Source organism: Fulvivirga sp. (genome assembly GCF_040220315.1).
Classification (GTDB): Bacteria; Bacteroidota; Bacteroidia; order Cytophagales; family Cyclobacteriaceae; genus Fulvivirga.
The window spans coordinates 1-11,882 of the sequence record NZ_JAVJUY010000131.1 but is presented as its reverse complement, the minus strand read 5'-3'; the positions used below and the strand labels follow the sequence as shown (position 1 = coordinate 11,882).

Here is an 11,882-nt window from a genome sequence, read left to right as displayed (position 1 = left end):
AGATTTGTCAGGAAAGGGAACACTACTTTCTCTAAATCCTATGTCTTGCAATGACGGCATCTCAGGAACTTGCCCGGTATAATAATTTTCGAATTGAAGTGCAGATGTAACCGATTCTAAATGCTCTGGTTTCAATGTTTTTAGCCATAATTTTGAATAGGGAGTGAAAACAACGTAGGGGTTGCCGTCATCTTTAATCACTTCATTCTTTTCAAATAATACGTTATCTTTGAAGGAGTGGAATTTGATGCCTTTGGCTTCCAGTAGTTCATAAATTTCTTTGTCTCTTGCCCTGGCATATGGCTCGTAATCACGGTTGGCATAGAGCGCTTGGATATCATAATCCTGGAGTAACGTTTGCCATATAGTAACTGGTGTACCATGCTTCACCAATACACTACTGTTTTTATTCTTCAGTTGGTCATTTATATCTGACAATTCGGAGTGAAGGAAATTAACCCGGGCATCGTCCTCATCTTCCAGTTTATCGAGAATATTACTGTCAAAAATAAACAAAGGCAAAACAGGATATTCACCTTTTAGCGCATGGTAGAGTCCTGTATTATCATCAAGTCTTAAATCCCTTCTAAACCAAAATATGGCTACTTTAGATTTACTCATTTTGTTTTTTGAGATCAGCAATTTTCTTTTCTAACTCTTCTACTTCGGCCATTTTGCTGGCATAAAGTTTTAAGTCACCGGAGCGCTGAATTTCCATGGCCTCTTTATAGAGTTTATTGGCTTTATTTCGTAATTTCTTAGTTGGGTTAGACTTGAATAAATTGAACATAGTTAGTTTCTTTTATATCTCCATAACACCAACGAAACCCGAAAGTTATTGCCTGGCAGTTATTTCCAATCTGTTTTTAAGTTTATCAACAATCATTCTAAACCAAACAGTGTAGCTATCAGGATTTTTATCTACATCGTTAAAAAGGTCAGTCATTTCAACATATTTATAGTCCTCTGCTTCTGCCTTGTTTAAAAGTGGTTCTTGGTCTGTAATGCAGGTATAAACATGATCATATTCATGCTCTGTGAGGTTATTATCTAATTTCGCTTTGTAGATAAATTTATAGAGATATTCAGGCTCTGCATTAATACCTAACTCTTCTATAAGTCTTCTTTTTGCTGCCGCTGCGTTGGATTCGTCTGGTCTGGGATGAGAGCAACAGGCGTTTGTCCAGAGACCTCCAGAATGATATTTAGTGTGGGCCCTTTTTTGAAGTAACATTTCACCTTTGTTATTATATACTAGAACTGAAAACGCTCTGTGGAGCACACCATTTAAGTGTGCCTCCATTTTTTCCATGGTGCCAACTTCATCGTCTTTTGGGTTTACCAATACTACCTCTTCCATGTTTTTAGATGATGTTAAATCGATGTCTTAAATAGGTATAAAACAATAACGAAAATTTTCTAGGGTTGGGTATTCTAATGCGTTTATGTAAGACCCTTGAAGCATGTGTGTTTTTAATTTTATTGAACAGCGCGTAGTAATAAACATAGGCCAAATACACACCAAAACGTGATGATTTAGGTAGCTTCTTAATTCCTTCCAACCCCATTTGAAAGTCCTGTTCGATATCTTTTTCGATTTCTTTTTTCTCTATTTCATCGAAATGTTCAAGAGAAACACCAGGGAAATAGGTTCTGCCCATATCTAGAAAATCGTCATTTAGGTCGCGCAGAAAGTTGATCTTTTGAAAGGCTGATCCTAATTTCATAGCATAAGGTTTTAGCCTTTCATAGTGGGCTTGATCACCATAGCAAAAAACTTTCAGGCACATGAGGCCCACAACTTCTGCAGATCCTAGGATGTATTCTTCATACGATCTTTGAGAATGTTCCACTTTGGTTAAATCCATCTCCATGCTGTAGAGAAACTGGTCGATCAATTTCAGATCTATATTATAGTCATTAACAGCGTGCTGAAAGCTATTGAGGATAGGGTTTAGACTAATTTTTTCTTCAATAGCCAGGTGGGTGTCCTTCTTAAACCGCTCCAATAATTCAGGTTTATTAAAATCATGAAAGGTGTCAACAATCTCATCAGCAAAACGTACGAAGCCATAAATTGCACAAATCGGATCCCTCAATGGTTTATCCAAACAACTTATCCCTAACGAAAAGGAAGTACTGTAGGCTTTGGTGACCATTCGGCTGCTTCTTATAGACACGTTGTCGAATAATTCTTTCATCCTATCGATTTTAATATTTCTTTAGCTGTTACCTGACCAGAAATGAGCGAAGGCGGCACACCCGGTCCGGGAACAGTAAGCTGACCTGTATAATACAATCTTTTTACCTTTTTGTTTACTATTGAGGGTTTTAAAATTGCCGTTTGCTTTAATGTATTTGCTAAGCCATAAGCATTTCCCTTAAAGCTGTTGTAGTCACTTATAAAGTCTTTGTGAGCGTAACTACGCTGATATACAACGTGTTCGCGAATGGATTGGCCGGTGAGTCGCTCCATACGTTCCATCACCATATTAAAGTATTTTTGTCTTTCTTCTTCCGTATCTTTTAAGTCTGGGGCCACAGGAATGAGAATAAATACATTCTCCATGCCTGCTGGTGCCACAGTATCGTCTGTTTTCGATGGGCAGCAAACATAAAAAAGAGGCTTCGATGGCCATTGTGGCGCATCATAAATTTCTTCGGCATGTGTGTCGAATGACTCATCAAAGAATAGATTGTGATGCCTAAGCTTTTCAAGCGTTTTATTTACTCCCAGATAATATATTAAACTGGATGGCGCCATGGCTCGCGAATCCCAGTACTTTTCATCATACATACGGTATTTTGGTTCTAGCAATTGTTGCTCTACATGATGATAGTCAGCTCCACCAACTACATAATCGTATTCTAACAGTTTGCCATTAATAATTATTCCTTTGACACTGCCGTTGGCAACTTCTATTTTTTGAACATTTGTAGAAGTTTTTATTGTTACACCATGTTCCTTGGCAACTTTGCCCATCCCTTCAACTATTTTATTCATTCCGCCTTGCGGATACCATGTTCCTAAACTGATGTCTGCATAATTCATGAGACTGTAGAGCGCAGGAGTATCCTGCGGTTTAGCACCAAGAAATAAGACAGGGAACTCTAAAAGCTGTATTAACTTAGGGTGTGTGAAATATTTTCTAATGTATTTGGAAATGGATTGAAAGACATGAAGCTTGAATACTCCAATGGCTAACCTCGCGTCCAGAAACTCCGTTAATGATCTTCCCGGTTTATATACTAAATCATTAATGCCTACTTCATATTTGTAGGCTGCTTCTTCTAAAAATTGTTTGAGTCTACTACTACTACCTTCTTCAATGGACTCGAAGAGTTGGTGTATTTCGTCCATTGAAGCCGGAATATCTACACCTAACTTATCTTCAAAGAATACCTGATAGGAGGGGTCGAGCCTTTCTAATTTGTAGAAATCTTCAACCTTGTACCCGAGTCGTTCGAAATATGATTCAAATACATCGGGCATCCAATACCAACTTGGACCCATATCAAAAGTAAAACCATCAGCCGAGAACTTTCTGGCTCTCCCTCCGATGGTCTCATTTTTTTCATAGATGGTGACTTCACAGCCACCTTTGGCCAGGAAACTAGCAGCCGACATACCTGCAAACCCTGAACCTATAACTGCTATTTTCTTTTTCATAGTGCTTATCTGGAATAAGCTACTAATTTTTTCTGTATTTCTTTACGAGCATGAAAGATTCTATTCTTAACAGTACCTATGGGTATATTTAATTCTTCAGCAATTTCATGGTATTTAAAACCTTCAGTATGCATTTGAAACGGCACTAATAAATCTTCTTTTACTTCATTAACACATCTTTGAATGTCATGATACTCAAATGTTCCATCAGGAGTATTAAAAGTGTAATTGTCGGCCACATTTAGATAATATAATTCTGGTGTATCATCCGTAGTGGTCTTTGCTCTTTGTGCTTTTCTATACTTGTTAATAAATGTGTTACGCATGATCGTAAAAAGCCATCCTTTTAGATTTGTATTAGCTTTAAACTTATCTCTATAGGTTAAAGCTTTTAGTACTGTATCCTGAACCAAATCTTCAGATTCCATTTTGTCAGTGGTAAACCTTCGGGTGAATAGTTCGAGTGTGCTTTTTAACGATGCAACTTGGTGGTTAAATTCTACAGCAGTCATAATGTTTAATGTTTAATGGTAAACGTTAAACAAATATACTAAAATAGAAGACAATAACAAGTTTTTGTTTAATAATAATCATCTATCGTTAAACAGATAAAATCTATAATGTTAAAATCACAGGAGTGTATGCAGTTCTTCTGGCGTAGCGAACGTTTGAATAGATTCTGGCAACATACTTTTACGATCGATAAGAGCCTTACCAGCGATAAGTATTTTTTTATCGCTAAAGGTTTCGTCAAGTACAGCCAGGTATTTTTCTAGCTCTTTTTCATCTCCCACATAGGAAATAGCACTTATTAAAATGTCTGCGTTTACTTTTTCGACAGATTTTTTTAAGTCTGGCAATGGCACATTCTGTCCGAGATAATATGTTTTATATCCTTTTTTCTTCACCAAATAATGAAAGAATAATAGGCCTATTTCATGCATTTCACTCTCAGGCAGAAACAGCACTGCTGTTAAACTTTTATCAGTATGTTCGTGATCTAGGCCATCAATCGCTACAATAATTTTTTGTCGTATGAGATTAGAAATAAAATGTTCCTGAGCTGGATTAATGTTGTTGGACAACCACAGCACGCCTATTTTTCTCAAAAACGGATAAATAATGTTGAGCATTGTATTTTCAAATCCGAATTTGATGATTGCCTGAGAAAGCATCCGGTGAAATTTGGACTCATCCATCTCCACCATGCTTATGGTGAATTGATCGATATATAATTCGTTTACGGGTTTTTCCTCGTTAGTAAGCTCTGTAACTTTATTGAGAAGCTCGGGCTGAGTTAGGTTAGCGATTTTTGAAATTTTGTATCCTTGATTGTACAAAATTGATACATTCAAAATCTGTTTAAGATCGTCATCGCTATACAGGCGAATATTAGTTTCAGTTCTTTGAGGTTGGATTAAATTGTGGCGCTTTTCCCAAATTCTTATAGTGTGGGCCTTGATGCCCGTAAGAGCCTCAAGCTCTTTAATAGAATATTGTCCCATACGCTTCTTTGCTAACTTAGCTAGTATAACAAATAGATAATCACAATGTTATGAAAAAATAAGTAGGTCTGGTAATTCCATTATTCTTCTCTGAATATTAGTAAATTTAACTATGCAGAAACTGGCTGTAACACACACGAATATCTCAAACGTGAAAAATGGGTCTGTCATGCAAAAATCGGATTTGTTGGCGGTAGAGGAGCCTTTGGAAATACGAATTGGTTACGGTGATATGAAGCGAGAAGAAAAGAAAATAGCTGTGACAATGCGAACGCCTGGCCAGGATTTAGAGCTGGCGTTGGGGTTTTTATTTACAGAAGGGATAATTCGATCAGCATCCAATATTGTTAGCATCAGGCATTGCGAAAATGTTAAGGAGGAAGAGCAAGGCAATGTGGTAAGGGTAGAGGTAAGCCCTGAGGTTGATATTAATCTGGCCGGACTGGAGCGTAATTTTTACACTACTTCCAGTTGCGGTGTCTGTGGCAAAGCCTCCATTGATTCTATCCATCAACAATGTGAGCGTATAAAGTCTGATTGTGTGTTTGCGGAGGCGGTAATTCATGCATCACCCCAGACATTGCGCGAAGCCCAAAATGTGTTTGAACATACTGGTGGTTTGCATGCTGTGGGATTATTTGATACGACTGGCAAGCTTATACTTCTTAGAGAAGATGTTGGCCGACATAATGCCTTTGATAAATTGGTGGGCGCCATACTCAACACATCCATAAAACCGGAAGAGCATTTTATTTTAGTGAGTGGCCGTGCAAGTTTTGAGTTAGTTCAAAAAGCAGTGATGCTGGGCATTCCGCTCATGGCAGCTGTGGGTGCACCTTCCAGCCTGGCGGTAGATTTAGCAGAAAAATCGAACCTCACATTGCTGGGGTTTGTAAGAAATAATAGTTTTAACATTTACACGAATACGTTCAGAGTTATTGGTTCTTAGTTGTTAGTGATTTACTCTATTGAACCAACAACCAAGAACCAACAACCAACATCTAAAAAAATGAAATTAAGAATACAAGGAAATACGTTACGGTTGAGATTAAGCAAAACAGATGTTGAAACTTTTGCTGAAAACGGATTAGTAAAAGAACATATTGAATTCGGATCTAATTCACTGACCTATCTGATAGAAACATCTTCCGGTAATGAAGTAACTGCTTTGTATGAAATGAATACCATCCGTATAGGTGTGCCAGAATCCATCAAAAACAAATGGACGACCACGGATCAGGTAGGTTTTGATGCAGTGGTTAAGCATGGCGACCAAAAACTAGATGTTTTGATAGAAAAAGATTTTCAGTGCCTGGTGCCGAGGAAGGAAGATGAAAGTGATTTGTATGCGAATCCAAGGGCGTGATCTAACTTATATTGTCTATGCCAGGATCTGTAATAGCAACGTTAATATTAGTTGGAATATTCCTTCTATTTAAATGGTGGAATAACCGAGATGTAAGTGAATCTAACAAGGTCTATCGAAGACTTTCAGAAAGTGATTCCCAATCATTTTCCCTTATGGTCATTCTTCAACATCCTTCATTAAATGTTAAAACTGCTATTGAAAATCTTATTAATTCATTTGACTATAAAATAATAGGCATAAGTCAAAAGACAGACTCTTTTCAAAGTTGGAATGATAAAGTTAATAACAATACTAATGAATTAAAGAAAGGCATAATTGAATTAGATAATTCTACTGTATTCAATGATCCTGAAACAGTGATTATAACTGATGAGGATAAAATTAGTATGTTAAGTGAAGTGTTGAATTGTAAAATATTAGTATGTGTTTGGGAACGAGTTTCACAAACAATCATATTTGACATTTTTGATAATGGTAATAAGGCTTCTTCTACGACAATAGTCGAAAATGTATTGATGAAAATTGATTCCCGAAATCCAAATCAAGCATTAATAAAAGATGGAAATTGCAATGTTCTTAAAATTCAAATGATGAAAAATGGAGTTGATATCAAAACCTTATTCGAATCAAACAATTTGAATATTGATGAATATAATTTGAACTAAGAACATAGAACTTCGAACTAACTAAACCAACTGCTTATACTTCCCCTTACTCTTTCTCACCCTACACATCACCACTTTATATTCCGGGCACATGGCTTCGCTGTCATGCACATCGCTGGTAATGTTGTTGAGCATGATCTCAGGGAAGTGGAAGGTAGAGCTCATCACTCCAGGTTTCACTTCATCGGTAATAAAGGCTTTGATATCTACTTTGCCTCTTGGTGATTCCACACAAACCATCTGGCCGTCTTCAATCATATTATCAGCAGCATCTTTAGGGTTGATCATTAATACATCTTCAGTCAAAATATCCACGTTGCCTGTTCTGCGGGTCATCGTACCGCAGTTGTAATGCTCTAGCTCTCGGTTAGTGGTAATGATATAAGGATAATCCTTACCATGCGTTTCCACTTCAACAGATTCTTTGAAATTCTGGAAAGTGAATTTGCCTAAGCCTCGCTTAAACTCATCAATATGAAGCATGGGAGTATCAACACCTCCTTTTTTAACAGGCCATTGCAGGCCATTGTCACCTAGGTTGTCCCAAGTGATGCCTTCAAAGAATGGAACAATTTGTGAGATTTCTTCCAGCATACCTTCTGGCGTGTATGGTGGTTGCGGATAGCCCATTCTATTCATAATATCAACAATAATCTCACCATCAGGCTTAGTGCCTTCCAATGGCTCTACTACTTTCTTCACTCGTTGCACTCTACGCTCACCATTGGTAAACGTGCCGTTCTTCTCAAGGAAGGAAGCACCCGGTAAGATCACAGTAGCATGCTTGGCAGTCTCGGTCATAAAGATTTCCTGAACGACCAAAAGCTCAAGACTATCCATGGCTTTCATTACTTTTTGCGTGTTCGGATCGGTTTGTACCACATCTTCACCAATCAGCCAAAGGGCTTTCAAGTCTCCCTTGATGGCCGCATTGAACATTTCTGGAATCTTGTACCCAACATGGCTCGGTACATTGGCATTGTAGAAGGTATTGTATCTGGCATTAATATCAGGATTGGTAACATCCAAATATCCTGCCCCCTGATGTGGCTGTGCGCCCATATCGGCAGCACCTTGTACATTGTTTTGTCCACGTAATGGGTTCATCCCAGCACCGCGCTTACCTACATTACCGGTAATCATGGCCAAATCAGCAATCAACTGAACGGTAAACGTACCCTGGCTGTGCTCTGTAACGCCAAGTCCATGGAATTCCATAGCAGCATTCGCTTTTGCATAGGCCAAACTCGCTTCTTTCACCAAGTCTTTATCAACACCTGCGATGGCTGCCAGCTCATCCATATCGAGTTTCAGGATTTCCTGTTTAAATTCTTCAAACCCTTCTGTTCTCTTTGCCACAAAGTCTTTGTCCATCACATCTTCTGTGATGATGTAATACAGCATCATGTTCAATAGCGCGACATTCGTACCCGGACGAAGCTGCAAGTGGTACTTGGCATATTTGGCCAATTCTATTTTCCTGGGATCGATAATGATGCCCATCGTGCCCTTCATCAACTTCTGCTTGATCTTAGCACCTGTTACCGGGTGGGCGTCTGTTGGGTTCGCACCAATCACAAGAATACAATCGGTATAGTTTAGATCGTCAATAGAATTGGTAGCTGCACCCGTACCAAAGGCACGCTGCATGCCCAAAGCCGTAGGAGAGTGGCATACCCTCGCACAGCAGTCAATATTATTTGTCCCTACCACCGCACGCATAAATTTCTGCATCAGGTAATTTTCCTCATTGGGCGTACGTGCTGAAGATATTCCTGCTATCGAATCCGGACCATGATCAGCAATAAGCTGTTTGAATTTGTCCGTGATAAAATCATAGGCCTCATCCCAGGTAGCCTCTTCGAACTTGCCGTTGCGTTTGATCAATGGTGTTCTCAGTCGATCAGGGTGGTTGTAGAATTTAAATGCATAACGCCCTTTGAGGCATGTATGTCCACCATTGGCGGCAGCATCATAAGGTGCCTGAATGGATAATATCTCACCGTTTTTGGTAGAAACCTCCAGGTTACAACCCACACCGCAATAGGTACAAACGGTTCGTGTCTTCTCAGCTTTAGCTACTGACTTAGATTCAAAGACATCGCTAATGGCGGATGTTGGGCAAGCCTGTGCACAAGCACCACAACTCACACAGTCAGATTCTTTGAAAGACTGATCATTTCCTTTGATGATGTGGCTATCAAACCCACGGCCGGCCATATTCAATACAAATTCACCCTGTACCTCATCACAGGCACGTACACAACGGTAGCAGTTAATGCACTTCGATAAATCGGAAGTCATATACGGGTGAGAAAGGTCTTTTTCTCGGTGGAGGTGTGTTTCACCTTCAGGGTAACGCACATCACGTATACCCACACTTGCAGCTACATCCTGCAATTCGCAATTGCCATTCACCTCACAGGTGAGGCAGTCCAATGGATGGTCAGTTAGTACGAGTTCAATAATATTTTTTCTAAGCTTTTGGATATTGGGCGAGTCAGGATAGAGGTACATCCCTTCCTGCATAGGACTGTGACAACTGGCCATAGCTTTGGTTTTTCCCTCTTTTTGCAACGCTACATCTACGCTACACACCCTACAGCTACCAAAAGGCTCCAGGTTAGGAGCGTCACATAAAGTAGGTACAGATTTTTTGCCGTTGTGCCTGCGAAGGAACGAAAGCATGGTTTCGCCTTCATGAAAGGGATAAGCCTTGTCGTTGATGTATGCTACCTTACTCATATCCTATTTTTCAAAATGTTTATTCAATTCATCACCAAAATACTGCAGTGCATTTTTTGCCGGAAGTGGGATGCCACCGCCATGTGCGCACAAGCTGCCCTGCTGCAGGGTAGATAATAAATCGTCAAATAATTCTCTCGAGATTTTATAATCACTATCCGCTGACTTCTGGAACATTTCGTGCGCCCTTTTCGTGCCTAAGCGGCATGGGAAGCACTTTCCGCAGCTCTCAAAAGAAGCGAACTCAAACAGATGTTCTAAATATTTAATCATTGGGAAGTCTTCCGGAATACTTACCACAGACGCATGACCTAACAAAAAACCATTGCTGGCAAAAGACTCAAAATCTACATTCAGGTCTTTGATTTTATCTACCGGCACAATGCCACCTAATGGACCGCCAATGTGCAAAGCTTTAACAGGTTTTTTGAATCCACCGGCCATTTCATGCACAACTTTAGATAAGGGCGTACCCATTTCTACTTCGTAGATGCCTGGGTTATTGAAGAAACTATCACAGCAGATGAGCTTCGTTCCTGATGATTTCTCGGTGCCCAATGCTTTATAGGCTTTGCCACCATTTTTGATAATGTAGTGCAGCGCGGCCAATGTCTCGACATTGTTTACCACGGTGGGTTTGTTGAACAAACCTTGCGTAGTAGGGAAGGGCGGACGAGTACGCACTTCCGGGCGTTGCCCTTCTATTGAGTTGATTAATGCTGTTTCTTCACCACAGATATAAGCACCCTGCGCACGGATAACTTTCAGATCAAAGCTGAAATCCGTACCTAATATATTTTCTCCTAAATAGCCATTCTCTCGCAGTTCATTGATGGAATTTTCAACAATGGTGACCGATTCAGGATATTCACCACGGATATACACAATGCCCCAGGTAGCGCCTGTTACATAGCCCGCTATCATCATCCCAAATAGCACAGAATGTGGTCGTTCTTCCAGCAGATAGCGATCGGAATAGGCTCCCGGATCACCTTCATCGGCATTGCAGATAATGAATTTCGTATCGTTTTCTTCGTTTTTGCAGCTCTCCAACTTAAAGCCCATCGGGAAGCCTGCACCACCACGACCACGAATGGCCGAGGTTTTAATTTCTTCTAATACTGCTTCGCGTGATTTTGCCAGTGCCGCTTTCAATACCGCATAGTGTGCTTCAAAGCCTTCGTATTTAGCCGTAAGCACAGGATTATCGCTAACCACATGGTACGTGTCTTTGGCAGGGGCTTTTGTACTGATGATATTTTCTATTTCTGAAGCTGACTTAGCTGAGTAGTTGGTGCCATTGTAATGAAATGCACTGTTTTCATGGCAGCGACCGAGGCAGGTCATGTGACCAATTTCATCGGCTTTAAATTTCTTTGACAGCGTATCGTGAACATCTTGTTGAGTGCCGGCACAAAGACAAGCCGAGCCATTGCAGACATACACTTTCTTGCCCTTGTTTTCGGGCTTCATAAAATCATAGAAAGTGGTAGTGCCGTAGGTGGAGGATTTTCCGATGAGAAACTCCTTAGCCAGGGCATCAAGATCTGCTTTTTCGGGGGTGCCTGTTTCAGAAGCCAGCTTACCCATTTTCTCAAACAGGTTATCGACTACTCCTTTACGACCAGATAATTCACTTAAATTTTTAGACATGCTGCAGTTTTAGTAGTGCAAACCTTTGAACTCAGCGCAAAGGCCTATTATCAACTACTAAATTTACTTTCAACTGGGCAGGAATGCAATTTGAAAAGGGGTTAATATTTTGGGGAGGGGGAATGCTGGTTTTAAGAGTGCGATAGGCTAAGATGTTTTGCCAGTTCTTTTCTACTATATTATATATCAGTAAGTATACATACCAGTAAAACGCCAATTAGTAAGAGTGAGGTGGTGAGGGTTGAGTGAAATATGGCCTTAGAGCCCAAATAAAA

General features: G+C 39.9%; 12 protein-coding genes. 3 read left to right on the top strand and 9 right to left on the bottom strand.

What is annotated here, in order from left to right; all coding sequences use genetic code 11:
* The 7 genes from RLO81_RS06300 to RLO81_RS06270 all read right to left on the bottom strand — a co-directional run.
* The coding region (locus tag RLO81_RS06300; RefSeq protein ID WP_350108818.1) for a deoxyribodipyrimidine photo-lyase at positions 1-621 on the bottom strand (621 nt) is incomplete at its 3' end.
* Entirely contained in the window at positions 614-790 is a 177-nt protein-coding gene (locus RLO81_RS06295; RefSeq protein ID WP_350108815.1) for a DUF6435 family protein, read from the bottom strand. The genes RLO81_RS06300 and RLO81_RS06295, both read right to left, overlap by 8 nt.
* Before the next feature lie 45 nt (positions 791-835).
* Positions 836-1,360, bottom strand: coding sequence for an isopentenyl-diphosphate Delta-isomerase (gene idi, locus RLO81_RS06290; protein ID WP_350108812.1), 525 nt, complete (start codon positions 1,358-1,360; stop codon positions 836-838).
* A 4-nt stretch (positions 1,361-1,364) separates the two neighbouring features.
* On the bottom strand, positions 1,365-2,201 hold the full coding sequence (locus RLO81_RS06285; RefSeq protein ID WP_350108809.1) for a phytoene/squalene synthase family protein: 837 nt from the start codon (positions 2,199-2,201) through the stop codon (positions 1,365-1,367).
* Positions 2,198-3,670 carry a bifunctional phytoene desaturase/3,4-desaturase gene (gene crtID, locus RLO81_RS06280; protein ID WP_350108806.1) on the bottom strand — a complete coding sequence of 491 codons (1,473 nt, stop codon included), beginning with the start codon at positions 3,668-3,670 and terminating at the stop codon, positions 2,198-2,200. The genes RLO81_RS06285 and crtID overlap by 4 nt, the downstream gene beginning before the upstream one ends.
* Positions 3,671-3,675: 5 nt before the next feature.
* Positions 3,676-4,182 carry an RNA polymerase sigma factor gene (locus tag RLO81_RS06275; protein ID WP_350108803.1) on the bottom strand — a complete coding sequence of 169 codons (507 nt, stop codon included), beginning with the start codon at positions 4,180-4,182 and terminating at the stop codon, positions 3,676-3,678.
* A 117-nt stretch (positions 4,183-4,299) separates the two neighbouring features.
* The gene (locus tag RLO81_RS06270) at positions 4,300-5,175 is read right to left on the bottom strand and encodes a MerR family transcriptional regulator (protein ID WP_350108800.1); all 876 of its coding nucleotides are present in this window, start codon (positions 5,173-5,175) and stop codon (positions 4,300-4,302) included.
* Between the two features lie 112 nt (positions 5,176-5,287).
* Between RLO81_RS06270 and fdhD the strand changes: the two genes are divergently transcribed.
* The 3 genes from fdhD to RLO81_RS06255 are packed head-to-tail and all read left to right on the top strand — an operon-like array spanning position 5,288 to position 7,209.
* Complete coding sequence (gene fdhD, locus RLO81_RS06265) at positions 5,288-6,124, top strand: formate dehydrogenase accessory sulfurtransferase FdhD (protein ID WP_350108797.1); 837 nt, start codon at positions 5,288-5,290, stop codon at positions 6,122-6,124.
* Positions 6,125-6,184: 60 nt separating this feature from the next.
* Entirely contained in the window at positions 6,185-6,541 is a 357-nt protein-coding gene (locus tag RLO81_RS06260) for a DUF7009 family protein (protein ID WP_350108794.1), read from the top strand.
* Between the two features lie 17 nt (positions 6,542-6,558).
* Positions 6,559-7,209, top strand: a complete 651-nt coding sequence (locus RLO81_RS06255) for a hypothetical protein (RefSeq protein WP_350108791.1) — start codon at positions 6,559-6,561, stop codon at positions 7,207-7,209.
* A gap of 21 nt (positions 7,210-7,230) precedes the next feature.
* On the opposite strand, the gene fdhF is transcribed toward RLO81_RS06255, so the two are convergent.
* Both fdhF and RLO81_RS06245 read right to left on the bottom strand, forming a co-directional pair.
* Complete coding sequence (fdhF, locus tag RLO81_RS06250; RefSeq protein ID WP_350108788.1) at positions 7,231-9,954, bottom strand: formate dehydrogenase subunit alpha; 2,724 nt, start codon at positions 9,952-9,954, stop codon at positions 7,231-7,233.
* Positions 9,955-9,957: 3 nt separating this feature from the next.
* Positions 9,958-11,607: an NADH-ubiquinone oxidoreductase-F iron-sulfur binding region domain-containing protein gene (locus RLO81_RS06245; RefSeq protein WP_350108786.1), complete on the bottom strand. Its 1,650-nt coding sequence runs from the start codon at positions 11,605-11,607 to the stop codon at positions 9,958-9,960.
* Positions 11,608-11,882: the final 275 nt, after the last annotated feature.

Bases quoted from the DNA above. Each gene is read 5' to 3' on its own strand.
- RLO81_RS06295 (WP_350108815.1), bottom strand. From the start codon at position 790: ATGTTCAATTTATTCAAGTCTAACCCAACTAAGAAATTACGAAATAAA.
- RLO81_RS06270 (WP_350108800.1), bottom strand. From the start codon at position 5,175: ATGGGACAATATTCTATTAAAGAGCTTGAGGCTCTTACGGGCATCAAG.
- idi (WP_350108812.1), bottom strand. From the start codon at position 1,360: ATGGAAGAGGTAGTATTGGTAAACCCAAAAGACGATGAAGTTGGCACC.
- RLO81_RS06255 (WP_350108791.1), top strand. From the start codon at position 6,559: ATGCCAGGATCTGTAATAGCAACGTTAATATTAGTTGGAATATTCCTT.
- RLO81_RS06285 (WP_350108809.1), bottom strand. From the start codon at position 2,201: ATGAAAGAATTATTCGACAACGTGTCTATAAGAAGCAGCCGAATGGTC.
- fdhF (WP_350108788.1), bottom strand. From the start codon at position 9,954: ATGAGTAAGGTAGCATACATCAACGACAAGGCTTATCCCTTTCATGAA.
- crtID (WP_350108806.1), bottom strand. From the start codon at position 3,670: ATGAAAAAGAAAATAGCAGTTATAGGTTCAGGGTTTGCAGGTATGTCG.
- fdhD (WP_350108797.1), top strand. From the start codon at position 5,288: ATGCAGAAACTGGCTGTAACACACACGAATATCTCAAACGTGAAAAAT.
- RLO81_RS06245 (WP_350108786.1), bottom strand. From the start codon at position 11,607: ATGTCTAAAAATTTAAGTGAATTATCTGGTCGTAAAGGAGTAGTCGAT.
- RLO81_RS06275 (WP_350108803.1), bottom strand. From the start codon at position 4,182: ATGACTGCTGTAGAATTTAACCACCAAGTTGCATCGTTAAAAAGCACA.
- RLO81_RS06260 (WP_350108794.1), top strand. From the start codon at position 6,185: ATGAAATTAAGAATACAAGGAAATACGTTACGGTTGAGATTAAGCAAA.